Annotated in this window: 44 protein-coding genes and 2 tRNA genes; 18 read left to right on the top strand and 28 right to left on the bottom strand. The window is 47.4% G+C overall.

Translation table 11 applies throughout. The features are described from left to right. From GN208_RS12175 to GN208_RS12150, 6 genes are all read right to left on the bottom strand, one after another. Positions 1–996: a phage minor head protein gene (locus GN208_RS12175; RefSeq protein WP_163623519.1), complete on the bottom strand. Its 996-nt coding sequence runs from the start codon at positions 994–996 to the stop codon at positions 1–3. Further along, a complete protein-coding gene (locus tag GN208_RS12170; protein ID WP_243828398.1) occupies positions 950–2,395 on the bottom strand; it encodes a phage portal protein in 1,446 nt (481 codons plus the stop codon). Before GN208_RS12170 ends, GN208_RS12175 begins: the two co-directional genes overlap by 47 nt. Before the next feature lie 11 nt (positions 2,396–2,406). Continuing rightward, a complete protein-coding gene (locus GN208_RS12165) occupies positions 2,407–3,888 on the bottom strand; it encodes a terminase (RefSeq protein WP_036423454.1) in 1,482 nt (493 codons plus the stop codon). Position 3,889: 1 nt separating this feature from the next. Further along, a complete protein-coding gene (locus GN208_RS12160; protein ID WP_214182968.1) occupies positions 3,890–4,492 on the bottom strand; it encodes a hypothetical protein in 603 nt (200 codons plus the stop codon). 2 nt (positions 4,493–4,494) lie between these two features. Beyond that, positions 4,495–4,692, bottom strand: a complete 198-nt coding sequence (locus GN208_RS12155) for a hypothetical protein (protein ID WP_214182967.1) — start codon at positions 4,690–4,692, stop codon at positions 4,495–4,497. A 252-nt stretch (positions 4,693–4,944) separates the two neighbouring features. Beyond that, on the bottom strand, positions 4,945–5,487 hold the full coding sequence (locus GN208_RS12150) for a KilA-N domain-containing protein (protein ID WP_098935823.1): 543 nt from the start codon (positions 5,485–5,487) through the stop codon (positions 4,945–4,947). A gap of 420 nt (positions 5,488–5,907) precedes the next feature. Between GN208_RS12150 and GN208_RS12145 the strand changes: the two genes are divergently transcribed. Then, positions 5,908–6,123: a KTSC domain-containing protein gene (locus tag GN208_RS12145; protein ID WP_126117329.1), complete on the top strand. Its 216-nt coding sequence runs from the start codon at positions 5,908–5,910 to the stop codon at positions 6,121–6,123. 29 nt (positions 6,124–6,152) lie between these two features. Here GN208_RS12145 and GN208_RS12140 read toward each other — a convergent pair whose 3' ends face one another. The 13 genes from GN208_RS12140 to GN208_RS12085 all read right to left on the bottom strand — a co-directional run bounded on the left by GN208_RS12140 (position 6,153) and on the right by GN208_RS12085 (position 10,846). Next, entirely contained in the window at positions 6,153–6,602 is a 450-nt protein-coding gene (locus GN208_RS12140) for a lysis protein (RefSeq protein WP_214192932.1), read from the bottom strand. A gap of 1 nt (position 6,603) precedes the next feature. Then, the gene (locus tag GN208_RS12135; protein WP_243828397.1) at positions 6,604–7,086 is read right to left on the bottom strand and encodes a TIGR02594 family protein; all 483 of its coding nucleotides are present in this window, start codon (positions 7,084–7,086) and stop codon (positions 6,604–6,606) included. After that, a complete protein-coding gene (locus tag GN208_RS12130) occupies positions 7,079–7,387 on the bottom strand; it encodes a phage holin, lambda family (RefSeq protein ID WP_049246056.1) in 309 nt (102 codons plus the stop codon). The genes GN208_RS12135 and GN208_RS12130 overlap by 8 nt, the downstream gene beginning before the upstream one ends. Positions 7,388–7,494: 107 nt before the next feature. Further along, positions 7,495–7,570 (bottom strand) — tRNA-Met (locus tag GN208_RS12125). Between the two features lie 363 nt (positions 7,571–7,933). Then, positions 7,934–8,563: a hypothetical protein gene (locus GN208_RS12120; protein WP_243828396.1), complete on the bottom strand. Its 630-nt coding sequence runs from the start codon at positions 8,561–8,563 to the stop codon at positions 7,934–7,936. Further along, on the bottom strand, positions 8,560–8,760 hold the full coding sequence (locus GN208_RS12115) for a phage NinH family protein (protein WP_243828395.1): 201 nt from the start codon (positions 8,758–8,760) through the stop codon (positions 8,560–8,562). Before GN208_RS12115 ends, GN208_RS12120 begins: the two co-directional genes overlap by 4 nt. Next, the gene (locus GN208_RS12110) at positions 8,750–9,115 is read right to left on the bottom strand and encodes a crossover junction endodeoxyribonuclease RusA (protein ID WP_243828394.1); all 366 of its coding nucleotides are present in this window, start codon (positions 9,113–9,115) and stop codon (positions 8,750–8,752) included. The genes GN208_RS12115 and GN208_RS12110 overlap by 11 nt, the downstream gene beginning before the upstream one ends. Continuing rightward, entirely contained in the window at positions 9,112–9,402 is a 291-nt protein-coding gene (locus GN208_RS12105) for a DUF1364 domain-containing protein (RefSeq protein ID WP_036423480.1), read from the bottom strand. Before GN208_RS12105 ends, GN208_RS12110 begins: the two co-directional genes overlap by 4 nt. 90 nt (positions 9,403–9,492) lie before the next feature. Continuing rightward, the gene (locus GN208_RS18085; protein ID WP_279577438.1) at positions 9,493–9,615 is read right to left on the bottom strand and encodes a hypothetical protein; all 123 of its coding nucleotides are present in this window, start codon (positions 9,613–9,615) and stop codon (positions 9,493–9,495) included. Beyond that, positions 9,593–9,985, bottom strand: coding sequence for a hypothetical protein (locus tag GN208_RS12100; protein WP_243828393.1), 393 nt, complete (start codon positions 9,983–9,985; stop codon positions 9,593–9,595). The genes GN208_RS18085 and GN208_RS12100 overlap by 23 nt, the downstream gene beginning before the upstream one ends. Positions 9,986–9,999: 14 nt before the next feature. Further along, positions 10,000–10,197 carry a hypothetical protein gene (locus GN208_RS12095; protein ID WP_243828392.1) on the bottom strand — a complete coding sequence of 66 codons (198 nt, stop codon included), beginning with the start codon at positions 10,195–10,197 and terminating at the stop codon, positions 10,000–10,002. Further along, positions 10,194–10,637, bottom strand: coding sequence for a recombination protein NinB (locus GN208_RS12090; protein ID WP_243828391.1), 444 nt, complete (start codon positions 10,635–10,637; stop codon positions 10,194–10,196). Before GN208_RS12090 ends, GN208_RS12095 begins: the two co-directional genes overlap by 4 nt. A gap of 8 nt (positions 10,638–10,645) precedes the next feature. Continuing rightward, a complete protein-coding gene (locus GN208_RS12085; RefSeq protein ID WP_165894656.1) occupies positions 10,646–10,846 on the bottom strand; it encodes a hypothetical protein in 201 nt (66 codons plus the stop codon). Between GN208_RS12085 and GN208_RS12080 the strand changes: the two genes are divergently transcribed. After that, positions 10,845–11,501: a DUF4145 domain-containing protein gene (locus tag GN208_RS12080; RefSeq protein WP_165894657.1), complete on the top strand. Its 657-nt coding sequence runs from the start codon at positions 10,845–10,847 to the stop codon at positions 11,499–11,501. The genes GN208_RS12085 and GN208_RS12080 overlap by 2 nt on opposite strands. Before the next feature lie 42 nt (positions 11,502–11,543). On the opposite strand, the gene GN208_RS12075 is transcribed toward GN208_RS12080, so the two are convergent. The 8 genes from GN208_RS12075 to GN208_RS12040 form a co-directional block, all read right to left on the bottom strand. Beyond that, the gene (locus tag GN208_RS12075) at positions 11,544–11,732 is read right to left on the bottom strand and encodes a DUF551 domain-containing protein (protein WP_243828390.1); all 189 of its coding nucleotides are present in this window, start codon (positions 11,730–11,732) and stop codon (positions 11,544–11,546) included. Further along, complete coding sequence (locus GN208_RS12070) at positions 11,719–11,928, bottom strand: hypothetical protein (RefSeq protein ID WP_243828389.1); 210 nt, start codon at positions 11,926–11,928, stop codon at positions 11,719–11,721. The genes GN208_RS12075 and GN208_RS12070 overlap by 14 nt, the downstream gene beginning before the upstream one ends. A 12-nt stretch (positions 11,929–11,940) precedes the next feature. Then, positions 11,941–12,189, bottom strand: coding sequence for a hypothetical protein (locus GN208_RS12065; RefSeq protein ID WP_243828388.1), 249 nt, complete (start codon positions 12,187–12,189; stop codon positions 11,941–11,943). Positions 12,190–12,213: 24 nt separating this feature from the next. Continuing rightward, on the bottom strand, positions 12,214–12,909 hold the full coding sequence (locus GN208_RS12060; protein ID WP_143971451.1) for a replication protein P: 696 nt from the start codon (positions 12,907–12,909) through the stop codon (positions 12,214–12,216). Then, complete coding sequence (locus GN208_RS12055) at positions 12,906–13,745, bottom strand: hypothetical protein (RefSeq protein WP_243828414.1); 840 nt, start codon at positions 13,743–13,745, stop codon at positions 12,906–12,908. Before GN208_RS12055 ends, GN208_RS12060 begins: the two co-directional genes overlap by 4 nt. A 107-nt stretch (positions 13,746–13,852) precedes the next feature. Then, on the bottom strand, positions 13,853–14,647 hold the full coding sequence (locus GN208_RS12050) for a DNA-binding protein (RefSeq protein WP_243828387.1): 795 nt from the start codon (positions 14,645–14,647) through the stop codon (positions 13,853–13,855). A 24-nt stretch (positions 14,648–14,671) separates the two neighbouring features. After that, positions 14,672–14,998, bottom strand: coding sequence for a hypothetical protein (locus GN208_RS12045; protein WP_025154244.1), 327 nt, complete (start codon positions 14,996–14,998; stop codon positions 14,672–14,674). Between the two features lie 125 nt (positions 14,999–15,123). Continuing rightward, positions 15,124–15,330 carry a helix-turn-helix transcriptional regulator gene (locus tag GN208_RS12040; RefSeq protein WP_062772828.1) on the bottom strand — a complete coding sequence of 69 codons (207 nt, stop codon included), beginning with the start codon at positions 15,328–15,330 and terminating at the stop codon, positions 15,124–15,126. A gap of 102 nt (positions 15,331–15,432) precedes the next feature. On the opposite strand from GN208_RS12040, the gene GN208_RS12035 reads away from it, so the two are divergent. The 16 genes from GN208_RS12035 (at position 15,433) to GN208_RS11960 (ending at position 25,817) form a co-directional block, all read left to right on the top strand. Beyond that, positions 15,433–16,119 (top strand): helix-turn-helix transcriptional regulator, encoded by a 687-nt coding sequence (locus GN208_RS12035; RefSeq protein WP_243828413.1) that lies wholly within the window; start codon positions 15,433–15,435, stop codon positions 16,117–16,119. A gap of 8 nt (positions 16,120–16,127) precedes the next feature. Next, positions 16,128–17,282: a type I restriction endonuclease gene (locus GN208_RS12030; protein ID WP_036424712.1), complete on the top strand. Its 1,155-nt coding sequence runs from the start codon at positions 16,128–16,130 to the stop codon at positions 17,280–17,282. A gap of 506 nt (positions 17,283–17,788) precedes the next feature. Beyond that, the gene (locus GN208_RS12025; RefSeq protein WP_004241050.1) at positions 17,789–18,088 is read left to right on the top strand and encodes a hypothetical protein; all 300 of its coding nucleotides are present in this window, start codon (positions 17,789–17,791) and stop codon (positions 18,086–18,088) included. Between the two features lie 256 nt (positions 18,089–18,344). Then, on the top strand, positions 18,345–18,560 hold the full coding sequence (locus GN208_RS12020; protein ID WP_243828386.1) for a hypothetical protein: 216 nt from the start codon (positions 18,345–18,347) through the stop codon (positions 18,558–18,560). Positions 18,561–18,599: 39 nt separating this feature from the next. Next, positions 18,600–18,815 carry a hypothetical protein gene (locus GN208_RS12015; RefSeq protein WP_243828385.1) on the top strand — a complete coding sequence of 72 codons (216 nt, stop codon included), beginning with the start codon at positions 18,600–18,602 and terminating at the stop codon, positions 18,813–18,815. Between the two features lie 29 nt (positions 18,816–18,844). Next, the gene (locus tag GN208_RS12010; RefSeq protein WP_243828384.1) at positions 18,845–19,207 is read left to right on the top strand and encodes a hypothetical protein; all 363 of its coding nucleotides are present in this window, start codon (positions 18,845–18,847) and stop codon (positions 19,205–19,207) included. A 28-nt stretch (positions 19,208–19,235) separates the two neighbouring features. Further along, positions 19,236–20,177, top strand: a complete 942-nt coding sequence (locus GN208_RS12005; protein WP_243828383.1) for a cell envelope biogenesis protein TolA — start codon at positions 19,236–19,238, stop codon at positions 20,175–20,177. Positions 20,178–20,341: 164 nt separating this feature from the next. Next, positions 20,342–20,542, top strand: coding sequence for a hypothetical protein (locus GN208_RS12000; protein ID WP_036412791.1), 201 nt, complete (start codon positions 20,342–20,344; stop codon positions 20,540–20,542). Continuing rightward, positions 20,539–20,775 (top strand): hypothetical protein, encoded by a 237-nt coding sequence (locus GN208_RS11995; RefSeq protein ID WP_243828382.1) that lies wholly within the window; start codon positions 20,539–20,541, stop codon positions 20,773–20,775. The genes GN208_RS12000 and GN208_RS11995 overlap by 4 nt, the downstream gene beginning before the upstream one ends. A 47-nt stretch (positions 20,776–20,822) precedes the next feature. Continuing rightward, the gene (locus GN208_RS11990; RefSeq protein WP_025155105.1) at positions 20,823–21,704 is read left to right on the top strand and encodes a recombinase RecT; all 882 of its coding nucleotides are present in this window, start codon (positions 20,823–20,825) and stop codon (positions 21,702–21,704) included. Between the two features lie 2 nt (positions 21,705–21,706). Beyond that, a complete protein-coding gene (locus tag GN208_RS11985; protein WP_243828412.1) occupies positions 21,707–22,402 on the top strand; it encodes a lambda exonuclease family protein in 696 nt (231 codons plus the stop codon). 132 nt (positions 22,403–22,534) lie between these two features. Continuing rightward, on the top strand, positions 22,535–22,936 hold the full coding sequence (locus tag GN208_RS11980; protein ID WP_098935851.1) for a DUF4354 family protein: 402 nt from the start codon (positions 22,535–22,537) through the stop codon (positions 22,934–22,936). A gap of 201 nt (positions 22,937–23,137) precedes the next feature. Beyond that, positions 23,138–23,431, top strand: coding sequence for a hypothetical protein (locus tag GN208_RS11975; protein WP_243828381.1), 294 nt, complete (start codon positions 23,138–23,140; stop codon positions 23,429–23,431). Further along, on the top strand, positions 23,415–23,753 hold the full coding sequence (locus GN208_RS11970) for a phage protein NinX family protein (protein ID WP_115356113.1): 339 nt from the start codon (positions 23,415–23,417) through the stop codon (positions 23,751–23,753). The genes GN208_RS11975 and GN208_RS11970 overlap by 17 nt, the downstream gene beginning before the upstream one ends. Further along, positions 23,743–24,282: a phage N-6-adenine-methyltransferase gene (locus tag GN208_RS11965; RefSeq protein WP_087696447.1), complete on the top strand. Its 540-nt coding sequence runs from the start codon at positions 23,743–23,745 to the stop codon at positions 24,280–24,282. Before GN208_RS11970 ends, GN208_RS11965 begins: the two co-directional genes overlap by 11 nt. Positions 24,283–24,749: 467 nt before the next feature. Beyond that, positions 24,750–25,817, top strand: coding sequence for a site-specific integrase (locus GN208_RS11960; RefSeq protein WP_243828380.1), 1,068 nt, complete (start codon positions 24,750–24,752; stop codon positions 25,815–25,817). Between the two features lie 29 nt (positions 25,818–25,846). Here GN208_RS11960 and GN208_RS11955 read toward each other — a convergent pair. Next, positions 25,847–25,922: transfer RNA gene (locus GN208_RS11955), tRNA-Thr, on the bottom strand. Between the last annotated feature and the right edge of the window lie 331 nt (positions 25,923–26,253).

Here is a 26,253-nt window from a genome sequence, read left to right as displayed (position 1 = left end):
TTATGAATCTTCGTCTGTTGACCAGGCTTTCCGTTCTGCTGTCAGCCGGTCAGTAATGCCTTTGTTGTAAATCGTCCCGTCGTCATTCAGTAATACCGGCTGTGTCGCGCAGTAGCAGTTAAACCGGTTGCCGCCGTCAGCGTAGAACGACTCAACCTCCTCGACAGTGAACACTTTGCCGTGTCGTGCAGCATGCCAGCTGCGTGTCGTCGGCTTCAGTGCAGATAACCACAACAGGCCGGTGCGCAGCCCTAATCTCTCACTCGCCCATGTGGTTTCATTCCAGTTTGCACGGCGTAACGCGCCTACCTGCTCTGTCTGAGCTATGCGCTTTGCATTGCTCATTGAGACATCCAGCCGCTGACTAACGATTCTGGCTGTTTCTCTCGGATTAACACCTCTGGCTATCGATGTGCCTATGATGTTCGACAGATCGGCGCGGGCGGCATCAGAAATACCTTTCCAGTCGCTGAACGTTGAGATAAACGCTGCGGCTATCTGGTTCTGGTATGCAGGCTGCGACATCAGGTAAGTGAGCGTGGTCTGTGATGCATACACCTCTGACTGTAACGACAGGTTGGTATATGCATTCAGTGTGCCGCGGTCATACTCAGCTGCGACATGGCTGAACGCCCACAGGTTTTCATTTCCGCCCTCAAGCAGATATTCATCCAGAATGGATTGCAGCCGCTCAAGGAACCGTGCGTACTCATCAGGACGCCCAGCCAGGTCATACAAATAAACACCCGCGTTAACCCTGATAAGCGAATCTGGTTCGTTCTGTGCGTTTTTAGCGATGATATAGCTGTAGAGTGAGTTCTGGTTTCGCTCTCTGCCGGTGAATGACAGATCGAACAGTTGGCGGAGTGATTTTTTCAGTCCGTGATACCGGTTTTCAATATCGCGGTACATCTTTCTGACAGGCTTTCCTGACTGTGTCGGGTCCGCCTTATTCCCCGGTATTATCGGAGACCCTGTTTTCTGGTTCGTTATCATCAGTTAACGGATCTCCTTTGGGGCCGGTTTCCGGTGGATCAGTACTTTCAAACTCGGTCAGAGTCGGATATTCCCCCAGCGCCCTGATTTCGTTCTCCTGGAATACCGAATGACCGAATGCCTGCTGTGTTTTAACAGCGACATCGGCAGCTTTGTTCATCGAGTCGATTTTCTCAGCCTTACTCGGTGCCAGTAAATCAGACCAACTGACGGTGATTTCCTCTCTTGGCTCGATAATGCCGAGCGCCCAGAATCGTGATACCACGGACTCAATCACTGATTTCAGAAATCCTGTGCGCCGTGACATGCACGTTTTCGCCCAATCCTTCATGTCCTCTGTTGATGCCCGTTCACCGGTAATCTGACCTATAAGCACCTTAACCGGCATATTGATTGAGGCAGCGAATTCAGCCAGTGCGGTACGCCATGTTGGTTCAGGATCAGCCGGTGCAACGGAAAGCACACTTGCCGTTCCTTCCTGCATCATCACTGATGCGTCAATGCTCTCGTTCAGCCTGCGAACCTGATCATCAAGTGCATCGGCCAGGCCATCCATATTGGTGCCTAATGCCTCCGCCAGGCGCTGGAAGTCGGTTTCTTTGCTGAACGCATAGTTGAGCTGACGACTGGCGTTTTTCAGGAATCCTTCAGCGCTGCCGCCCGATACCTTTTCAGCATCAATGAGTTTGTTGTAGCCTTTCCTCAGTAACGGGGTACCGGATGTTAATTTTCCGTCTGCCGCCCCTTCAGCAAGGATGATTACGCGATCAGGGTGAATATCAATAATCCGCCCCGGAGAGCCATCTGATTCCTTACCGACATGCAATTCTGTAAATGAGTACAGAGCAGGATAGCCGTAATCTTCACTAGTCTGGTCTTCATTCCAGAGCCTCACATCAAGCTGCTCTTCCCACGCGGGGATCATGCGAATAATGGCTTTATCTTTCAGGCGGGAAACCACGGCTCTGTCTACCGGTTCATCCCATTTGCGACCATCGCGCAACTGAATAATCAGACCTGAATACCGGCCAACCAGATTGCGCTTGTCGGCCTCTTTGATTTGCTCCCAGTGCGATTTAAGCAACTTGTTCAGTTTGTTATCCCAATCAGTAGACCCATCCTGGTCTGCTTCTTCGTCACCTTCGAATATTTCAGGAACATCAATCCAGCAGCCGGAGATATACCGGTCTACCGCTGCACCGCCCAAAGCGTTACGGTCATAGGCGGCGTAAAAGTCATTAAACGTCAGCACTTCCGGATAACCGAACTCACGCCAGATGCGCGGTCGCTTTGTGTTTCCGGTTCCGGTGCCACCGGTTGCGTATGTCATTCTGGCTCTTGCTACCGCACTGATAGCGTTATTCACCGCCAATGACAGCCTGTCTCTGTTTACTTCCATTGTTGCCCTCATTAACGTTTACGAACCAGCATGCCGGAGTGAGATTTCTTATTACGGCGACTGACCGCGAAATAACGGAATCCGTCAGCATCGTGTGATGTGTAGTCGTGAAGTGGTTTATCTTTCCAGCACCCGCGTTTGTCATCCCACTCTTTCCGGTACGCCTCAAGGTGAGTGATGCCTTCGCCGCATTTGTTCTCGTCGAATACACAGAGCGGCAGGATTTCACGCACTGCCTCAATACCCTCATCAACGGATAGCTTCGGCACTACTTCGAAACGTATTGAATAAATCTGCCCGTCAATTTCGTACCCTTCCCGCGCCAGCTCCCGGCGTGATTTCGCATCAGAGCCGAACTCGCGGTTATCGATATCATGTGGCCCGTTATGGCTGGCATAGTCATAGCCTTTATCTTTCAGCACCTTCATGTAGTGCCGCAGACCCTCACCACTGTTTGAGTAGTGATCTACAATGTGAAATTCTTCACCAACTTCACGAACAAACCAGATTGAAGTGGAGTCACCCACACCGATATCCCAGTACGTATGCACCGGCAGGTGTGAGTTATCAGGGATTTCGCCAATGCGTTTATTCTCGTACAGCCAGCGGAATTGCTTGGCGTAATACGCACCATCCACAGACTGCTGAAATGCCTCTGACGGTATCGACGGGTATTCCCTCTTCATATCGTCGCCGAGTGTTTTTTCTTTGGCGTAGTACCAGGCTTTCTGCCGGTCGTTGAGCGTAATTCCGTACTTGCCGGATAGCTCAGCAAAATAATCAGACAGGCGTTGCGGAAGTTGCTCAACAGGGTCGATTGCGTACTGCGGATTCTTCCACCAGGAGAAGAAGAAAAACTTCCAGTCCAGCGGAGATAATGATTTGCCCTGCATCAGTGCTTTTTCTGCCAACTGGCAGTAGTCAAAGAAATAACCGGCCCGCCCTTCTGCCGTGCTCTCAATCGTCGTAAAGCATTCCGTTGATACCGCCTCAAACGCCCCTGTAACAATCTCACGGGCTTTCTCTGGTTGCTTGGCGCATATCTTACCGAACTCCGATACGTGCAGGTAGCGCAGCGTACCGCCACGAAACGACACGGACACAGTCACCGAGCCGCCTTTGCTGAACACCAGTTCACCGGCGGAGTCATTACTCGCGGGATTGGCTGCTTTGATTTCGTCCGGCAGGCGCTCGTAGGCGTATTTGATTTTCTCCCGGAACAGGCGTTTTGCATCCGGCAGGGTGTGTGCAATCAGTGCGCACTTAGCCGATTCAAATATGGCCGCGTCAAGCTGGATGATGCAGACCTCAGTCGTGAATCCAAGTTGACGGGCTTTCAAGATGATATTGCGGTTGTGGATGCCTTCGAAATATTCCGTTTGCTCAGGCGTCATTTTAAAGCGAACCGGGCGACCTTCTTTATCGGTGATCCAGTACAGATTATTCAGACGCCATTGCTTATTACGCAGTAACGCTAAATGCTCTGGCTTCATGTTATTTGCTCGATAGTTCGTCCATCAGGTCGGATAGCTGGCTGGCTGTTTTATTCGGCTGCATGTCATCAAGGCCATACGCCTGACGCTCAAGGCCGATAAGGTTCTTCAGTGTTTCACTCAGCGCTTTAGCTGACTTCACGCGTTCAGGCAGTGAGATAACAGCATGGTAAAGCTCGTTCAGCTTGTCTCGCCCATTATCATCTGGCTCAATCATCAGCTCGCCGAGTTTCTCCAGTGCGGCCACATCGGCACACTCTGCGCTCAGCTCGTCAAACAGCACGTTAGCCAATTCACGCGCCCGCCGGATATTGCCGCGATGCTCCATTCGAACATTGGTTATTACCTCTGCGGTAGCTTCGATAAGTACGCGTTCCGATAGCGCCGTTTCACTGCGTACCTGCCTGCGTACCTCCTGCTTGCGTACCATGTCATCAGACCTGGCTTTTATCTTCGCATTCAGGTCACGCGACCAATCGTCACGTTTTGCTCTCTTTCTTATCGCCCCTTCGGATATGTCATGCTGTGAGGCAATTTCACGGAGTGACATCACGCCAGCTCTGTAAGCCGACTCGATGGCCTCCCAGTCTGGTCTTTTAGCCATTCCTACTCCTTACTCTTTTCCTCAACCACCGGAATGTATCTGATGTCGCTGATTTCATCCGGTGCGATATATGTCCATGAGCCATCCAGACCAGAAATACCAATCAGTCCGTTAGTAATGCGCGGCTCTTTCGTTGCCATCAATCCGTGATATGTCGTGCCGTCCTTTTTGGTTGCTGTGACTTCGTATTTTTCAGTCATGTCCACCTCAGTTGATTGATGTTCACCATTTCTTCCACCACGGCAGGTGTCGCCGCATATGAGGGTGTCTTTATCCCGGTGTTACCGATTATTCTGGATGTCCACACGCTAGCTGTGAGGAGTGGCACAGGTCGTGGCTAATGTGGCAGATGAGATCGGCGGCTCGTAGGTAATAAAAAAGACCGCTGTGCGGTCTATTCCGTGAACGATTGTTTTTCTTTGACGAGGCTCCGAATGCGGAGCTTCATCAGATTACTGGTGCGCCTCCATCAGAGAAACCATATCCGGATCCATCTGCGCAATGATATTTGCTCGGGTATCTGTCAGCGACTTCTTCCGTCCGCCAACGCCCCAGCTATTCATTCTGCGGGCGCAGTGGCTAATCTCCTGCTTTTCAGTGGCAATCAGCAGGTCAAGGCGGTTAAGCATGGTCATGTTCGACAGCCCGTTAAGTGTCGCTTCGCGGAATGTCTCATACACACTGATTTCAAACTCAGGCTTAATCCATGCTGCATAGCGTATCGCCAATAATTCAGCAGCCCATACGCCTTGCTCATTACCACCGTTAACTACCTTAAGTGATTGATTTCCTTTCAGAGGACTTTTTTGTCCTCTGGCATCGAGAGCAGAAACAAAGCGCTTAACTCCGGCGCTCCGGATAAACTTACTTGGCCTTTGTGACTCATTTGCCTCGCCTTTGAGAACTGCCGCAGCGTGTAAATCATTCAGGCTGTAACGCCCTTCGCTATCAACACGAACGGACACGCCGTTCACAATAACTTTTGGATATTGCATGATGTCTACCTTACTTAGTAATGAATCCTGCCACATAGGAGATCAGCCCACCAAAGCGACATCAGCTATAACTGATCGCCTCAGGACTCATTCCTAAATATTGGCTTGGTGTTTAAAGATGTGTGCATGTGGTGCACAGGGTGAAATGCGAGAGATGCGCAACCATCATCACGCATCACTGCGTTACTTTGGTCACTTCCGTCTGTTCCGGCATGTCAAGATAGTTTGGATCACCTCACTTATTTGCGAAGAATCCATTAAAAAGCCCCGCTATTTAGCGAGGCGCTGTTGCCGACCGGATTAAGTCGATGAAGTCCTGACAAAACTCAAGGCGGTGTCCGTGATCGTCCACGAAGTTATATTTATTGAAATGCTCTACTATCTCCTCGGGACTTTTCCCGATGATAGGAGATTTAGAAATTGAATCGTGTTCCTGTTTCATCTTCAAACCTTCGTTCAGTTGGTTATGATCCTGCCACTCACGTGCTGGAAATTGAGTTCCACAGTAGTGGCATCTATCAGTACTCCGGTGTACCTCCGCATATTCACAGCGGGTTAATGAACGCGTCATCAAAAGGCCAGTATTTTGATGCTCACATTAAAAAAGCCGGATACCCTTATCGCAAGGTGGGGTGATTAGTTAAAGCGGGGCTAGCCTCGCTTTTTCATTTCAGGCACTGAGTCTTTATGTAGTCCTGCAAATACAGGGTCTGCTTTTCGTTCTCAGCCATCATTTCTCTGAGACGCCAATAATCCTGTTCAGTTGCTTCACTAAGTCGTGGGGCGGTTTCATTGCTTCCGCTTTCGGCGGTATCGGCTCCGGCCTTTGGACACTCGGCTTTGATGTACACCCGCTTGTTGCCAGACTTAACAGCATCACGCAGGTTATCAATTTCAGTTTTGGCATTGGTTAACTCCTGCGTATACATGGTGTCGAGTTCGTGAAGTGACTGAATGCGGTATTTGTAGTCTTTGTTGATGGCGACCTGCTCAGCAAACTGAGAGGACAGCAGCTGATAATTATCTTTCAGACCACCATACAGGTGCAGGGTAAGTAGCAGACCAATGACCAGCACCACACAGATACCAGTCAGTGCTTTTGTCAGCCAGTCCATATCATGACTCTTTTACTGACAGCGCAGCATTGCCAACCGGCAATGGGCGATTATCTACCGGCTCTCCAGATGGCCACCGGTAACCAGTAACACGGTCAGTACCGAATGCTTTGATATTTACCGCGTCGGACTGATTGCCGCCCAGCACCATCAACTGACCTGATTCTGTCTTACCGACCACGAAGCCAACATGACCGCCGCCGGTACGGGAAAACGTCACAATGCAACCGTATGCAGGCTGTGTCAGCATTTTCCCGAACGCCAGATATGAGCGGGAAGAATCAGAGCGGGTAGAACGAATACCGGCGCGCTCCAGGCAGGCATTCACAAACCCGGCACACCACGGCACTTTACGCGCAGTGCCAACCAGTCCGCGCAGTTTGCTGTCAATCCACATCTGGTCTACAGCTGCGGAACCTGCTGCTGTGTGTTCTGATACGCCGATTTCTTTCTGGGCTTCAGTAATCCATTTTGGTTCAGTCATCACTCACTCCCGCCTTGCCTTTGATTATTTTGCTCAGCGCATCCACACCGATATACCCAATGAATACACTGGTCAGATACGCCAAATCAGGATTAAGGCCGAGTAGCGCCAGCAAGTCCTTCACGAACCACGCGAAGATTGCACACATCAGCCCGTCAAAAATGGTCTTCTTCCATCCTCCGCCGTTATAGCGACCACGAAGGATAGCCACCGACCCAGCGAGAGCGGCAAATATGCCCTGGTCTTTGTACTGAGACAGATACATCAGTACCTGATCCCAAACGTCTGGGTTTTCTTTCATTTTCATGGCTTACCTCCTGACGGAGGGTATTAGAAGTTAATAGGGTGCCGCGCACAGTATCTCTGCGCTGATTACGTTTGTTTGTTCAGGATTCTGTGGCGGCGTATTGGTGCCCCGAGGCCGGATTCGAACCGACAACCCATCGGTTATGAGCCGAGCGCTCTACCGTTGGGCTACTGGGGCGTATATGAAAAAAGGCCGCACAGGGCAACCTTTAGTATCAGTTGTTCGGAATAACCGAACATGTGAACTATCCGGAATTTCCGGAGAGTTAAACCTGTAAGTAACTCTTACAAGTTGCAGATATGAAAAAGCCCTCCGGAGAGGGCTCTGTTTTATTAAAGATAACTATGGGGTGACCCGTCGTAATCGTTAATCCTAAGCAAATTATATCGACCTCTCAGCCGATGCGGTTCGAGTCCCAGCCCTGCGGCGAAGTGACGAACTAGGCGGCATCGATAACAGGAGCCGCCTCTTTTACCCTGTTACCTGCTCTTGCTTTAACTGCCCGAGCATATCACAAATATACACATCAATAACTTTTTTTCAAGTTATTTTTGATATATTTTCTGAAAAATCTCCTTTTGTTACACGCTCTTTGGCTATTTCATCCTGCATAACCATGTAGACCTTTGCATTAAATAAACTAATGCACCACCTAACCCGATCTGTGCATTGTTTTATCGTTAGCCACGGAGCTATTCTTTCCTGCATATAATTTGCGAGATTTTGCATTGTTTCTCTGTGAAGATAGTAATCAGTAGCGATTACATATACGGGATTGGTTTTATCGAAGGCTTTCAATATTGATTTTTCGACAAAGTCAGCTTCATCTACATCGTTGGCGCGCTGGAACATGTTGCTGAGTGATTGTTTAGGAAATAATATTGATTGCGCCTTCTTCAGTAATTCCTCTCCCTTATATCCAAGTTTTCGAAGAGAGTTAAAGGCATCGGTAAACCTATCCAGATTTTCCACAGACCAGCCCGTTAAAAATCGCCATACACCACCACATCCTCCATAGCCAGGGCTATCACTACCCCGCATTTCATCAGCCCACACGGTGATAATGGCTCTGACCCACCGGTCTTGCGCCGGAGTTAATTTCCGCGCCTTCCCGAGGTGAGATTTTCTTGGTGAATTAGCAACTGCCGTATAAGAAACACTATCTCTCATTTCTCTTTCCCCTGGTTGCCTTTCATCTTGGATTTGGTCATCAGCACGCCGTTGTAGATAACGCGCATTTCACACCGGGTATCGCGGTGAAACTTCCTGACGGTGTTCCGGTTTATTTCCAGCTCTCTCGCCAGTGCAGTCATGTTTCCGTGGTGCTTAACCAGCATTTCCGGTATCGATGTGATCTCAGGTTTCATCCCCTATCTCCCATATCGTGACATCCAGTGACCCGCCACTTACCCTTTCACCACGACTGATCCGCATATCATCAATCTGGCTGTCGTCCTTCCAGAAACCGGCGTGAGTTAGCGAATCGAAAACAGCCTTTGGCAGGTTATCGAGGTCTCTCTGTCGTTTGTCCGGTGGATTTGCTGTGATGCTGATTCTGATGCGGGATGTGGTGCTGATATCGAGGTTTTGCTGTCTGATTAACTCTGTGATGTGTTGCCGGTATCTGGTTCCTTTCTCTGCGATGTAGTGCCGACCTCTGGCGTGTCGCCAGTACGTGTTTAGCGATGGCGGATACGGCAACTTAAGGTGATATTGGTTCATACCGATATTTTCCCCTCTGCCAGCAGCTGCGCCTGAGTCCGGATAACGCCCTCAAGGTGACACTGTTTTGCATACTCAGTGTCTGTTAGGCGTGTGCGTCGATCTGTTTCGTCATGGCACGCACTGCACGCCCATGCGCCAAAAATATCCGGTGACTTAATTCCGGTACCGCACAATCCAGGCATCCGATAGTGAGCCAGCACCACCGTTTCAGAATTTCCGTTACACACTCCCGGAATTCGGATCTGGCACTCTCTGCCGCGCGCTTCTTTTCGTAAATTCGCCATAATCACCACCAGTATTCATAGATGCCGAGTGCAATAACAAATATCACCCAACTCAGAGTGAACGGATTACTCAGATATCCCAGGATGCGTTTAATCATCACCATCTCCTTTTTTCTTCTCGACCACTTCCAGATGCGGGCATTCATTGGCGCATTGGTCACAGACATAAACTTCATCGTCGGCCAGTTCTTTACTGCACAGTTGGCATTCCACAGCGCACCTCCCGCAGCAACGAATCAAAACGCTTTAAGAATGCGCTGCCCATCCTTTTCACATTGGCTTTTTTCACCACTTTTCCACCGGTGAAATTCAGCTTCGGATATTTATCGAAAACATCATCATCCGGCTCAAATGCGAACCGCCCCATCCCTCGCCATGATTCCAGTTTTTCATTTGCCATCGGGTCAATAACATAAATCCCTTTATTAAGAACCTTCGGTAATTTATGAATAATTCCCATCCTCACCATTTCAGCGATTTTTGCTCTTGCGGTGACGTCAGCGTAGCCGGTGTCATCAGCAACATCCTGAGACGTAAAAGATTTTTTGTTGCGGAAAACACTGATGATGAAATCAAATTGCATATACATATTGTTTGTCATCGCCACATCCTGTTAACCATTGCTCGTGGTGTTGGTTTCAGATATTTGACTACCGGCAGATACACGGTAACGTCGAAATACTGAGGGTTGATATTCAGTGACTTAACCGGGTTATATCCTTTGCTCCTGTAGTAAGCACAGAGGTTATCGGCTTCGTCATTGGTGAGAAGCTGGTGTATGTGAGGTTCTTTCATGCGTCCTGCTCCCTTTTGAGTTTCATGTACTCCGAATCCTCCGGCGTGGTCAGTATTAAACCGAACTGTGCAGCCCATGATTCGATTTGCTGAAGAAAGTAATGCATATCCCCTTTATCCAGTTTTGAAGTGCGCCTGAGCGTCTCACGCTGCGTTTTCTCGCCGGTGATGACATCGGTGTACTCAGTGGTTTCAAATCCGAGGTATGTCGCCTTCAGGCTTTCTTTCACCCATGCTTCAGTGCAAAACGGCCGGCCGGCACGAATCAGATAATCGCTGATTTCTTTGTACCAGACATGGCTGAGTGCATTTTGTGAAAGGCTTCGTTTCAGGCGGTAGGGTTTTGCGGTGATACTTAACTTCGGGTGGGTATTCAGTAGTGATTTTAGTTGCTCGTAAAACAGTTTTTTGTTGGATTCATGCAGGCAGAAATTTTCCACATTACCTCCTACTCCTTCGTTATATGTTTATGGTGCATGACCTTCAGCATCTGGTGCTGCTCAATCAATCTTCCAATCATGGCAACAACAATATCGCCCTTCTGTGCATTAGTCGCTGTTTCGTACCGTTGCAATAAGGTAAATTCTGGTCTATCTGAATTGCCGAGTATTATTGAAATATCATTTAATAATGGAGTTAATTTATTCATGGGTATGCTCTCATTTGATATGACCTGTCCACATTGTTTGCGTGAAAAAGCTGTACTTACTGCAATTAATGAAGTTCGTCGTGACGAACAATTGGATTTGATAGATATTACTTTTAAATGTCGCAGTTGTTTAAAAGTTGGTGTAGCTGTCGTGAATACCTTTGGAAATCCGGAGCCCCTTAGTTTCGCCGCCAAGAGTCTATTTGGCATAACTATTCCTTCTAATTCATATGGATATAAAATAGAAGAGGTAATCCCAGCACCAAAAGTTAGTAGTGCGCCAGATGAAACTCCGGAAAGAGCAGCCAAATTTTTCATTGAATCAAAAGACGATTATCAGCGTGGCAGGTACGAAACATCTGTAATGAATTGCCGCAAAGTAATCGATATAGCCACCAAAGTTCTGATGGGTGATGAAGCCGGAAGTGAGCCACTATCAAAACGAATATCCATGCTTCACGGTAAAGGGAAAATCACCGAACAAATGAAAGATTGGGCGCACATTGTGAGGATTGACTCCAACGGTGCTGTTCATTCAGACGAAGAATTTACCAAAGAAGAAGCTGAGCAAATATTAGGATTTACTGAAGTATTCCTGATGTATTCATTCACCCTGCCAGCGATGATTGAGAAACGTCGTTCTGACTCTAAATGATCAGATGGCGGAGACTAATAAACTGGTTTCCGCTGCTTTTCATCACTCCTCCGGTGGTTGTGGCGGCATGCACCAGTGGGTAATCTCATTTTCGATAAGATGTCCGTGGTGATAGAACAACTGCGTTTTATGGCTGTAGTGGCCGCTGATTACTTCTTCAAGGTCTGCATCCCATAACAGGACACCACTGCGGTCTTCCGGCATTCTTTCCGAGCACTTAATCCATTTCATCTTCATCTCCTTTTGGCGGTGTCTGGTACGGCAATCTGCTGAGAACTCCGGCCATGTAGGCGCGGTATCTTTTCGCAATCTCACCATGTTTGTATTCATGACCGCCGAAAAAATTTATTTTCCGCTGCATCATGACCCACTCCGGCGTATAACCAAGTTCCCCCGCACACCACTTTTCAAAATCCGTTGGTTCCATAATCAGGATTCCTCACTCACCGATATCAACGCTATGCAATTTTCCGCCGCAGAACGGACAGAAATTGATGTGAATTCGACTACCGTTACCCTCGTCGTAATAAACTGCATCACCTAGGCTATCCCCAGTCATCGTGTCAATGGCTGTGTATTTGTAAATTCCTTTTACTTTGCCGGTCGGTGATTTACTTTTCGCCCTTTTGCGCATGAAGTCACACAGGTAGCTCGCGTATTTGGTTCCGTTGGATTCACATTTTTTCATAATCAAAAGTCCTTCTGTCTTGGGTTATGCCGTCCGCGTCCGGAATCCGAACTTGGCCTTTAATTCTGCGATATGCGCCAGTGCTTTTTCCTTTGGTACCGGAATATGCAGCTTAGGGATTTGCACACGCGGTGCCGGAATTTCTTCACCGGATCGGATTCTGGATGCCATCACCGCCAGTTCCTGAGCGCAGCGTTTTTTCAGCTCTGACTCAGTCAGGCCGGACGCACGACTCAGCGCGTGTAATTTTGTGACCATCCAGTAACAGGCGTTGTTTTGCCACGGATAATCCTCTGCCGTCCGGTACATGCTGCGGTTAGCACTGAACTTCATGATCATGTCGTAAAGCCCGTCCGCGTCCGGCAATCCAACGGCCACGCAGTCTGCCTGCTTGCACCACTGAACAAACTGACCCGGTGACGGAAGAAACGGTTTCTCCTGCTGCCTGGCAATCCGCATACCGGCGTTGATCTGCTCCACCGTCCGGATTCCGTTTTCAGCAAAGGCCAGAACCCACTGACGACGAAATTCGTTCAGGTCATCCTGTGTCTGGAAGTTTGCCATTGCGGCCGGGAATGTTGCTTTCAGCTGCCGGAACAGCTCGTTGAATACCTGAATGGCTTCCTGTGGAACTTTCTGTTGCGGTTTTGGTGCAGCTCCAGCCATTGACCGCAATGCGCCGGCATCACGCTGCTGAATGGCTGTGGTGAGTGATTTCATACTTTCAGCCCCTCCGCCCAATCGGTGTTATCGAAATCAAGATGCGGCCTGCCGGATGGCTTACCCTGCCCCTGCGTGTTCCGCTTGGCTTCCAGTTGAGTCCATTTCTCGCGAAGCTTTGCAGGGCTGAGGATATTGCTCTTCCAGAAACTGTCCTGGTTCGCGAATTTGAACATCTGGCAGATATCCGAATGCGTCCTGTTGTCCTGCTCGCGCATCAGCCGGACATCGTTAGCCCATCCTGACCAGTTAGGTGTTTTGGCAGACGGGCTGATTCTGGTGATGAGCTGGAATATCCACTGAGCGGCTTTCAGGTCGTCGTCAGTTCCCCACTTGTCACCTTTCGGTGAGCTGACTGCGGCCTCTGGTTTTGCTTTGCGGGGAGAAGATTTTGAAATTCTCGGACGATCATTAAATACGTTAGTATTTAATATATTATTATTGTTTATGGACAATCGTTGGACATCTGTTGGACAAACATCGCTGAGAGGTGCGTTTTTACTGGTGTTTGCGTTGGACATCTGTTGGACATCCGTTGGACAATTTTGAGACTGAAAATCGTCATATTTCACTATCGAAATCAGGCTGAATTTACGACCTTTCGACTCAATATTAATCATCCCTTTCGACTCAAAAGTGCGGAGTAAACTCTTCACTTTGTTGTCCGGAATGAACGTCTCGGATACTAGTGTCGGCCTGCCGGTGATCATCTGGCCGCGCCGGACAATCATCATGCCGATATCAGTGTTAACCTCCTCGTCAGTGTGATTTGCTTTCAGTATCAGATGCAGCCATAAATGGACTGCCTGAGAATCCCTGTATAGCCTGCTGTCCATGAATTGTCTGTGTATCAATGCAAACCCCTTGCCAGATTGCTCCGGCGTTACAGGCCGCTCCTCCGGCGCTCTGCCGGGGAACCGGTACACGTTATTTAATGCGGTATTCATGATCCGACCTCCTGCCCGGTTTCAGATAAAAATGCTCGGTACTCTTCCATAAGCAACCCCGCCTCGCCGTTCAGCTCCAATCCGGCATCAGCAACAGCCTGAATAAACTTTCTGGCTTTCACTGCGCTGAATTGCGGTAACGCCGCGCTGCGGGTCAGTTTCTTCTTACCGGCGGCTTTGGCTTTGCTCATCTGCTCGGTGGCAACTGCGGATGCCTGAGTGCCGTGTTCGCGGGATAATGCAACAGCTGTTGTCGCTGATACTTCGCCGGTACGAACCATTTCAATCAGGCCATCGCCACACGCCAGTAACTGAAGGTGGTGATCAACATCGGCCAGTGAGCGTTTCACTTTCTTCGCCACCTCTGCCGGTTCCCATCCCTGATTAATCAGCCGCTGATATGCCGCAGCTCTTTCCAGTGGAGATAATGCTTTCCCCTGTGAGCTGGTGATCATGAATGCGATACGGTCAGCATCCGAACCGACAAAATCCTTACACTCAATGCGCGGGATTTCGGTACCGGATTCGATAGCCATCAGCGCGCCGTAATAGCGGTGGTGACCGTCGATAATTTTGATGCCCTGCTCTGTCACCTGAACAGCAAGAGGCGGGATATATTCCCCCGCCACAAATGCGTCACGAAACTCAGCAACATGTTCCTGGTCGATTTCGCGGACGTTATATCCTGGCTCGACGTACAGCTCTGAAACCGGAACCAGATACGTTTTTTTGACCGTTGTCTCCGTACCGTTCTTATCTTTTGACTTGTAATGCAGCGATAAAGAACTCATAATTACTCCTGTATGTATGTTCAGTTAATGCGCCTCTGCTGCTCCAACAGCAGGGGCGTTTTCTTTTGTTCTCATCAGAGAAAGTTCGCCGATCTGTTTCCACAGAAACCGGTACTCTTCCTCGCTGATTTTCTTCTCGCCTGGCAAAACAAAATCGGTGATACCGGCTGCGGCCAATGTCTCGCATATCTCCGGTAACTTTTCTGTTCTGCGTAAGACTGTTGAATCGTGTACACCGAGCAGTTTTGCAACCACTGTCTGTGTGGTGCTTCTCAGTGCCTGATGAGCAGTTGCCATCAGATGATTTGACACAAACCGGTTAAACGATTTGCGTGGATTTGCATTTTCCATAATTCATAATGTCCTTATTGAGATACAGTTATTCGCTCACTTCCTGTGAGGTGTTGCTGTGTTGAAAAATGTTCCAGCACATATCCGGAACGGGCTAAATTGTGTAAAGAGCGGTGATTTTATTTTTATGCTGCATCTGCGCCGCAGATCAGCCAACTTGGGTCGCATTTCAGTGCAGTAGCAATTTCAACAATAAATCGCGGTCTTTTGATGAACCCTGATTCAATCTGTTGAATTGATTGCTGTTTTAATCCAACCATCTCAGCTAATTCTGACTGGGTAAGATTAAGCGCTACGCGACGAGTTTTAACTCTTTCCGATAGTGTACTCATCGTGCCTCCTTGACAAAGTTTCTTGTATTTAAAAACAAATTAGTTTGTTTGTCAATTACAGGTTTTCTTGTGACTATCGATAAGATATTTAAAGAGGTTTTTATGTCGATCTCAGAACGAGTCAAAAACAAGAGAACTGCTCTCGGATTAACACAGGCTGAGTTAGCCGAGCGAGCAGGAACTACACAGCAGTCAATAGAACAATTAGAAAGCGGTAAAACCAAGAGACCACGGTTTTTGCCGGAGTTAGCTGCGGCATTAAATTGCTCAGTTGATTGGTTAGTTACAGGAAATCAGGAGGATTCTATTCCTCCACAATCTGAGTGGGGAGCTGTTACGACGTGGGACAGCGGAACGCCACTTGAAGATGACGAGGTTGAAGTGCCATTTTTAAAAGACATTGAGTTGGCATGTGGCAATGGCAGTTTTATTAATGTTGATTATAACGGCTACAAATTAAGGTTTTCAAAATCCACCCTTAGAAGAATTGGTGCGCCTTCTGATGGGTCAACTATTGTCTGTTTCCCAGCTAAAGGCGATAGCATGGAGCCAGTTATACCTGATAAGGCAGCTGTAGCTATTGATATATCTAATAAAAAAATAATTGACGGGAAAGTTTACGCGATAGATCAGGATGGATTGAAGCGTTTGAAGATGCTTTATCGCAGACCAGGGAACAAACTTATTATTCGTAGTTATAACCGTGATGAATACGAAGATGAAGAAGCCGATGAAAATGAAGTCCAGATAGTTGGCAGAATGTTTTGGTATTCCGTACTTGATTATTGAGGTAAGTAATGGATAACTTTAAGGCAAGACTGAAAAATCATGTTGAGCATGTGAAACAGGTTGGACAGCATTGCTCTACTGAAGAGACGACAAAACAAGCTCTTATTCTGCCATTCTTGGATATTCTAGGGTTTAGCCCGTATGATCCACAGAAAGTAAAAGCCGAGTATGGCGCCGATTTCCCTGGTGCAAAAGCAAATGAAAGGGTCGATTATGCCCTGTTCTGCCAGGATGTTCCGGTGATGTTTATAGAGGCCAAAGGTTATTTTGAGAAATTAGACAACCATTGCCCTCAGTTATCTCGCTATTTCAACTCAACGCCCGAAGTTACTATTTCTGCCATTACAAACGGCCTTGAGTGGCGTTTTTTTACTGATCTAAAACAAAAGAACGTCATGGACCCGACTCCGTTCCTCCGGATTAGAATGGATGAAGTAAGTGATTCTGATGCTGGTCAGTTATTCCGATTCAGACATGACAAATTCAAACCAGAAGCATTGAGAACCTTAGCTGAAGAAAGTGTTTATTTATCTGCATTTACAAAAACAATCAGCTCAAGCCTGAGAGATGTGGACAGTGAGTTCGTAAGATATGTTGCCAGCAGATCTAATGTAGAAAGGCAGCTTAACCAGCGATTTATTGATTCTATTACCCCATTAGTTAAACAAGCAGTAGAACGCTCTGTTAGTGCAATGGTGGTGTCTGGCCTGTCTGGTAAGGGGCTCTCTATTGATGAGCCAACTGAGTTGACAGATCCAACAGAAACCAAGCAGGATAAAGAGTTTGAGAATATTATCGACCCAGATAACCCAAACATTATCACAACAAAAAACGAATTAGAGCTTTTCGAAAAAATCAAGGCAATAACCGGTTGTGAAGATATTCAATACAAGGATACCGAATCATATTTCGGGATATTGTATCAAGGAAAAACAAACAGATGGATCGTAAGGTATTACGACAAAAACAATGCTTTTATCCAGGTACCAATAGAAGTCACTGACATCCTTGCCAATGAAATAGCCAGAGCCGGATTAGAATTAACCAATGGCCGTATTTCTCTTGGGTGTCCAGAAGACATCCTCCGTATAACAGGGATCGTGCTTGACTCATTTGAATACGTTAAAAATGATGAGAATTTCATCCGTAAAAAACAAAGTTAACCACCAATCCTCCCACTCTACAGCCCTCTTCTGAGGGCTTTTTTATGCCCACCGCCAAGAACACACTATAAATCCGCGTGACCAGCATCACTAAAACAAAAATTACAAAAAATAATACATCATAAAAAACAAGCAAATACAAAATAAACACCCTTAAAATACAAATTAATACAAGTTTACCTGTTTACAAGAGAACAAGAATTCTTGTATATTACAAACATCAACGGCACGGAGCCAAAGATAAAACGGACTTAGCTCTTTTACAATCAGGAACCTGATCTGAATAAGTGTCAGATCACCACTGAGTGGTTTTTGGGGTGCGGTAGCTCGCTGTGAATCGGAAGTGAACTATTCGCGATAGTCATTACGGTTGCAATACGTCATCAAGTGCCTGCTGAGTGCGCACGATGCAAGCAAACTGATAACCAAAGCTTAGGGCGCCATGTGTGAAGCATGGAGGTAGCAAGTAGATTGCCCGCACCACCAAAAATTACTCAGGAGGCAATATGGCAACAATTACTGTTATTCCAAAGAAAGACAACGCGAAGAACCGCCGGTTAGCAAAGCAAATGGCGTTCTGGGACAGAAAGCGTGAGGAGTATGCAGCGAAGCCTAAAAGCCGCTCAGTGGAGGAGATTTTTGATTCAGTATTTGCGCCAGCGAAAGAAGAACGTCCGGTGCTGACACTGAAACCAACACAGTATTACCCATCCGGTGATAACTGTTGCCTGCCTAAAGTGGCAATTTTCAGCGGAGTTAAGGTCAAGCAGCCGAAAGGTGATTTCGGGATTACAGTGCGAGCATGACCTGATGGGTTGTGTGAGCGCAGATACTAATTATAGCCCATTCGGTGAGTGGGCTATGGTGAGTTAATAACAGTCAGTATTGGGATTGGTGAATGCGCAGGCTGATGCGCTCAGGAACAGATCAGAGGCAGTTGGTTCGATTCCAACTTTAATCCTTGGTGGTTTGAGCTTTGATATGGGCAGGATTTCAGCACCTGCCACCAATCACCAATACTGACTAACACCCCCGCAGCGGGGATAACGAAAGGAAACTGATATGGATATTAATTTTGAGTGCATTGCTTTTTCTGGCGTAGCGCGGCTTAGCACCGGCAATGTTTTACTTCAGGTTGATGGTGCCACACTCAACGGATGTGTTGATGCTTCGGAAATCATCGAAGAATACTCCGCAGAAGTGCTTCTCGAAGAAATGGAAGATGAAGACATTATCAAATATCTCACAGGTCAGGGCTACGCCGTAATCGAACCGTAACGGACATCACGTAGCACAGGGAAGTGTATAGGAGGAAGTATGACAGATAAAACAGGCGGTTCAGCGTTTCCAATGCTTGGCAGTGTAGCCTACAACTCAGATTGGAGTATCGACCCAGGAATGACGCTGCGGGATTATTTCGCAGCAAAGGCTATGGCATCAGTCCCGTTAGCTTTAGATAGTAATGAGCAGCACTTAATAGCCAATGCTGCTTATGCACAGGCAGACGCAATGCTCAGAGCAATGGAGAAATAACAATGTCAGGACATCCACATGCTGACCTTATGGCTAAGGCAGCAGAGATAGCGAAGACGGATAAAGAGTGGTATCGGCACTTTGAATTTAAAACTGATAAATGCAGTGATTGGATTGATATGTCTTTTGGTTCCCTGTTTTATGAACATGTCGAATACCGGCTTAAGCCACTCTATATCGACATTAACGGCCACCAGGTTCCTGAGTCGGTTCGGGAGCCTCTGGAAGACGACCAAGAGTACTGGATAGCGGACATTCGATATGCGCCATCTGTTTTTAATTGGGAGAATAATGACGCTGACTATCGCTGGCTTGAACGCGGCATCATTCATCTAACCAAAGAAGCAGCAGAAGCCCACTCAGCAGCCCTGCTCTCTTTCACACAGAAGTAACCCACCCTATAAATAAACGGAGTTAATTATGGCAAACGAACTGGTCGTTATCGAACCAGCGACAGCGCTCGACCTTTTTACAGCGCCGGATAAGGTTCAGGTACTGCTGTCTGGTATCCGGGAGAAAGCATTAGCAGAGCAGGCATTACTCGATACTGATTTATCGAAAGCCAAGAATCGCGATGCTATCAAATCACTGGCCTACAAAGTTACGCAGTCAAAAACATACATCGACAAAGCCGGAAAGGTTGTCGTTGATGAGCTGAAAGAGCTGCCTAAAAAAGTGGATGCCAGTCGCAAACAGTGCCGGGATGAACTCGACGCACTGAGCGAAGAAATCCGCAAACCGGTAACAGCCTGGGAGGATGCAGAAAAAGCGCGTGTAGCAGCGGAAGAATTAGCTCGCCAAATTGAGCGTGACCACGAAGAAGCACTGCAGATGAATGAGCTGCACGACCTGCGTAAAGCCGAAGAAGAACGCAAACGCATTGAGCATGAAAACGAAATCAAGAGTCAGGCAGCGGAGCAGGCACGAATCGAAGCTGAGCAAAAAGCACAGCGTGAGCGTGAGGCGGCGGAACTGAAAGCCAAACAGGAACGTGAAGCTGCGGAATTTAAAGCACGACAGGAAGTCGAGGCGGCAGCTAAGCGAGAACGCGAGGCCAGAGAGGCACAGGAACGCGCAGAGCGTGAAAAGCAGGAGGCTATCGCGAAGGCTGAGCGTGAAAAGCTGGCCGCAGTTGAAGCGGAGCGGCGAAAGGCAGAGGAAGCCGAACGCACACGACTGGCGGAGATTGATCGCCAGAAGCAGGAAGAATTAAAGCGCCAGGCGAACAAAGAGCATCAGCGTAAATTTAACCGCGAAGCTTTACAGGCACTGACTGCAGCAGGATTTGACGATGAAACCGCAACAAAATTCCTTGAGATGGTAATCAAAGGCGAAGTCCCTCACCTCTCAATGAACTACTAACCCACCCTATCCCACCTCGGGATATCAGCAGGTAATCACATGACTATCAATCAGAACGTTTTCCGTCTGGCGCAAGCACAGGCGCGGGTAGCTATACGCCAGAAATGCGATGACATCTGGTGGTTAGCAATGGAATTACTCAGAGAAAGTTACGGGAGGCAGGAATGCACAAGATAACTATCGAATCAAAACACCTGGCGACAAGCACTGAGCAGGCAGGATGCGGAAATCAGCGCGCCGTCATTTATTTTGACCGTAATTCGAGCGTGGAAACAATGGACGTTGAAACGCTTATCTTGCTGCTTAATCCAGAGAAGGAAACTCTGGAAAAAATACTCAGGGAACGATACGGGGAGGCAGCATGAACGCATACGCAGCACAGGATGCTCAGGAAGAGCGGCGGCTGGAGCATGCAGCATGGCAGGATGACACGGACACGGAAGTCAGCGAGCGGGCAACGGATGCCTTTAATAAGCTCCCTCAGCGTCTTCTGGATGAAGTCAGCGAGGAACTACAGAACGAGATATGGAATTCTCTTTACGGGGTAACAGTGGAAATCAGGGATCACTATGCTGCCATTTATCAACAGCATCTTTAACGACAGCATCTGCGAATGGAATCGCTATACAAGAAAGGACAGGAGAAATGAGCACATCAATTATTGAATTTGTACAACAGCAGGAGACATTGTTCAGCAGTGCATTGACAGAGCAAACAATAACATGGGCTAAGGAAAGCCAGTTTGCTATTCAGGCATTCCAGAAAAACGACAAACTGGCAGAAGCTGCGTTAAAGAATCAGGCCAGCGCACAGAATGCAATTATCAACGTCGCAGCTATCGGGATAACCCTGAATCCGGCCAGTAAGCTAGCATATCTTGTCCCACGGAAAGGTGAGGTATGCCTTGATATCAGTTACATGGGTCTGCTTCATCTTGCCCAGGCAACAAAAGCGATCATCTGGGGGCAATGCAAGCTGGTGCATGAAAAGGATGTTTATGAGTCCAACGGATTGGAGCTTCCCCCCACTCATAAATATAACGCATTCGGAGAGCGAGGGGCGGTTATCGGTGGGTATTGCACGGTAAAAACAGCGGAAGGTGACTATCTCACGGAAGAAATGACACTTGAAGATATCAAAGCTGTCGAGGCAACCAGTAAGGCCAGTAACGGGCCATGGAAAACATTCTGGGAAGAGATGGCAAGGAAGACCATCGTCAAACGTGCCAGCAAATACTGGCCTCGTCGTGAAAGGCTTGATCAGGCCATCGAGTACATAAATACAGATGCTGGTGAAGGAAATGATTTTCAGGCACCCAAGAATCAGGAGCGCGACATAACACCGGCCAGCGAAGACCAACTGAAGGATATATCTGATCTGATGATCAAAGTTGATGGTGAATGGAGTGAGGTTTTCATCGCCTTCATCAGCAAAAAATTCAACCGCCCTATCTCCCACCCGGAACAACTCACCGTATTTGAGGCTAACACCATCATCGACATGCTCAGGAAAAAGGCAGGAGAATAATGATCAGTAACGACATCATTCTCAGCAAAACCGGCATCGATTTATCAAACATATCGCAGGGAAGCGAAGAATGGATGTCACTGCGCCTCGGGGTGATTACCGCCTCAGAGGTCTGGAAAGTGCTCACAAAACCACGCTCAGGGACGACATGGAGCGACACCAAAAAGACGTATTTCAATACGCTTATCGGTGAAGTATGCACCGGCGTAAGCAAGGATGTTAGCGCCAGAACGCTGGAATGGGGAAAAGATTACGAACTCGAAGCACGGATGACATTCGAGTTTTACAGCGGACTGGTGGTCACGGAAGACCCGATAATTTTCAGGGATGAATCACTGCGGACAGCATGCTCTCCGGACGGCATTTGCAGTGACGGCGCTGGCCTTGAGCTTAAATGCCCCAAGACAACGGAAGTCTTTATCGACCTGGCTTTAAACGGAATTAAGGCCATGAAAAAGGAATACACCGCTCAGGTTCAGTATTCAATGTGGATCACCGGAAGGGATGTCTGGCACTTCGCAAACTACGACCCGCGCATGCCGGGAGGAAAGGAAATTGTCCACATACCGGTAGAGCGCGACGAAAAAATGATGCAGGAATTCGACCAACAGATACCAGAGTTTATTGAGGCAATGGATGCCGCACTAAGCACACTCGGCATTGAGTACGGTAATCAGTGGAAAGGATTTCAGCTTTAATAACCCCACCGTTTCAGGATGAAGCGTAATGCAGGGATGGGCACGCTCATCCAGCAAAGTGGCTCAATGTAGTCATTGTCTTATATCGTCAGCCGTGTAAACATTGAAGAGCACCCATGCTATGGAGGAGTTATGCTTAAAATATTTACACTTTCTGCTTTAACTGTACTTTCATTTTCAGCCTTTTCTGTTCCTGAGTTAACTAAAAGCGATCTGAATATACACGCACAAAAAACCACGAATTCCACCTCAGTAATTAAGGGGGACCCATTTTATGTTTCAAAGTTTGACGTCAGAATTTCAGGCCCTGATGATAACAAGGTAAAAGGGATAACATGGGTAAGAGATGGGTGTTTTTTTGCCGTTAGTGATGACGGAGATAGGTTTCCTGCAGGTCAAATGGATGGTGATATGCTCGGGTTTATTATACAAAAATCCTCATTTTCGTATGGCAAAATGGAATTTAAGAGTAAAAATAAAAAAATATATGATGCAATATTCATTGATTGGACTCCGGAAGAGTGTCCAAAATAAATAAACCGCCCTGCACTAGCAGGGTTTTTTATACCTAAAATTCAGATCTAACCATGACAATCGGATTTGTATTACCACTGGTAATGCACGGCTCTGCTGTGCCTGTTACTGATGATATTTATACGCTCGAAGAATGTGAGAGCCGCGCAGTGCAGATGATGACTGTGCGGAATGTTGAATTAGTGTGTGCGGAGGTGGTTCGTGGGGAATAAATGTGTAGTTATTGAGATTGGTGCTGGTGACAAAGTATTTTCAACCATTGATTATAAAGAGGAACAATGTGTTGGATTATCGATATCTGAACGAAAAGATAACAATCGTGATATCGGAAATAAATTCACCTACCCGGAAGGCACGACAATTGGCGACCTTGAGCCAATCATTGTTGTTGTAACGCAGAATATCAACTCTCTGATAGCTTTGCGTGACCAGGTTGATGATGTGATTGCGTTGTTAAAATCAAAATGTGAGGCTGTCGATGAACAAATATCGTGACAAATCAGACTTTGAAATTAATAAGTCTGTTGCTGAGGAATTAATTCAATCCGGTTTCATTATTGGCGTTGAATATCATGACAAACATATATTAGTTATGGATAAGTATGCTAATAATTATCCATTCGACCCCTGCAACAACCCGGCGGACGCAATGCCGATTATTATTGAGAATAACATAAGCATTCTAGCGAACTGGGGCATAAATGGAGAATGGGCTGCGACATATGAACTATCAAGGCATATAAAATACAATAAAAATCCTTTACGTGCCGCTATGGAAGTATTCCTGATGATGAAGGATGCGGAGAATGAAAGCTGATTACGGCGGGAGCACAACACCAAAGGAATTGCGTGATTTATGGCAAACTCCCCTCCCGTTATTCTCAGCACTGGACGCTGAATTCGGTTTTTACCTTGATGCCGCCGCCGATAAAAATAATACCCTCTGCTCTCATTATCTCACCGAAAAAGACAACGCATTAAACTCAGACTGGCAAAGCTACGGTTCTATATGGTGCAACCCGCCGTATAGCGACATACAGCCGTGGGTACGCAAAGCTGCCGAACAGTGTGGGGAGCAACTGCAGCCGGTCGTGATGCTGGTTCCGGCAGATACATCCGTGGGATGGTTTAAATCGGCACTGGATACCGTTGATGAGGTCAGGTTTATTACCGGTGGCCGGATATCGTTTATTAACGCCGGCACAAACAAACCGGTGAACGGAAACAACAAAGGTTCTATGCTTTTAATCTGGCGACCATTCACCCAGCCACGCCGGATAATTACCACAGTTAACCGTGATGACCTGATGGATATCGGCAACCGGTTACTGGAAGCACAAATCTGAGGTGACCAATGACACCACAGGAAGCAGAGAACGGACGCAGACGAATAGCAAGGGAATGCCTGAAGGAATTAATGCAGTACACATCAGATGAACAACACACCGCAATACTCGACAAATACACACCGAAATTTAAACCACTTAATCACCTGCGCTTTCCGGCAAAGAGAGTGCTCGGGTATTACGTGCGTACGTTACAGAAGGAGATGAAGGATGGATCTTAATGATGAGGTTCTTACTACAAAAGAAGCATCTCAGCTATTGAAATGCTCTGAACGTGAAGTGCGCCGGTTAATCAGAACTGGCGAACTCACAGCCAGCCAGAGGAAGACCAGAGGCGAAAACGGAAGAGTTATTTACGGCCGGTACCGCATGCTGAAGTCGGATTGTCTTGCTTACGCGATCAGCATTCATGAAAATAACCTGGTGAATACTGATTGTCGTGACAAATCGAAGGAGAGATTAAAATCATGTCAATCAAACTACGGTACGGCGTGTGGCACTGTGATTTCGTTTCAGCAGGCGGAACGAGAGTTAGAAAAAGCCTTGGCACGTCAGACCGCGAATTAGCAGAAGAACTGCACGATAAATTAAAGGCGGACTACTGGAAAATAGACCGCCTTGGAGAGGAGCCGGAGTATCGCTTTGAGGAAGCGTGCTTACGGTGGCTAAAAGAGAAGCAGAGTAAAAGAACGATTAACGCAGACAAAGGCCGGATCAGATTTTGGCTGCAGCATTTCAAGGGACGGCCAATAGGTACGATAACCAATAATGAATGCCAGAATATCATATCACGGATGAAGAAACAGAAGCCCGGCGGCGGGTATCCGTCACAGGCATCGAAGTATGCATATCTGGCGTTCATCAGGGCAATGCTGAGAATGGCGGCTAATGAATGGGGATGGCTGAAACACGCTCCGTATATAAAAGCCACTCCGCCGCGGCAACCGCGTATAAAGTGGATGACTCGCGAGCAGGTTAACGCACTTGTCAGTCATGCGGCAGACTACCTGAAGCCGGTAATTACATTCGCTGTCGCCACTGGGCTGAGGAAGTCGAATATCATGGGGCTGGAATGGTCTCAGGTTGACCTGGTGAGAAAGGTTGCATGGATAAATCCGGATCAGTCTAAAAACTTCCGCGCCATAGGTGTTTCTCTGAACGACACCGCCTGTCAGGTAATACGCGAGCAAATTGGCAGGCATGAGCAGTTCGTTTTCGTCAGGGAAAGAAAGCTGCACGGCACTACAGAGTTAGTTCCTATGCGTGCCGATGCAAACAAGGCTTTCAAAAGTGCAATGCGCAGAGCAGGAATTGAGGGATTCCGGTTCCACGACTTGCGACACACCTGGGCGAGTTGGTTAATTCAGGCCGGTGTACCATTGTCAGCGCTTCAGGAAATGGGCGGGTGGGAAAGCATAGAAATGGTACGAAGATATGCTCACTTATCACCCGCTCACTTGCAGGAACACGCGAAAAATATCGATGACATTTTTAACGCTCATGGCACGAATATGGCACGCAAAAATGCAGTCTGATTTATTTATCGCGTAACTTATTGATTTACTGGTGCCGGATACCGGATTCGAACTGGTGACCTTTTCATTACGAATGAACTGCTCTGCCAACTGAGCTAATCCGGCACGGCATTATTACACTCCTGCCCGGCAGGGTTTTCAAGCTGAAAACCGGAAATCTCTGCCGCTTTGCCTGATTTTTCTTCTTTATTCATACCTTCCTTGCGTGATCTGAAGCACAAATTCGTTATTTTCCGTTTTCAGCGGGCGGTTGCTGATTCTTCATGAAATCGTGTCTGTCTCTGTAAATCACTCCGGATACCATCAAAGATGAATAACCTGACAACAAGAACTTGATTCTAATTATTAACTGATATTAATATGTATTATGGATTTAAATGCCAGATAAATAGAATATATTAGCGTTAAATTTCAATAACAAGACCCGGGGAAATAT

The sequence above is a fragment of the Morganella sp. HSTU-ASny43 genome, from assembly GCF_022819185.1.
GTDB classification, from domain to species: domain Bacteria; phylum Pseudomonadota; class Gammaproteobacteria; order Enterobacterales; family Enterobacteriaceae; genus Morganella; species Morganella morganii.
This window is presented reverse-complemented; position numbering and strand designations above follow the sequence as displayed.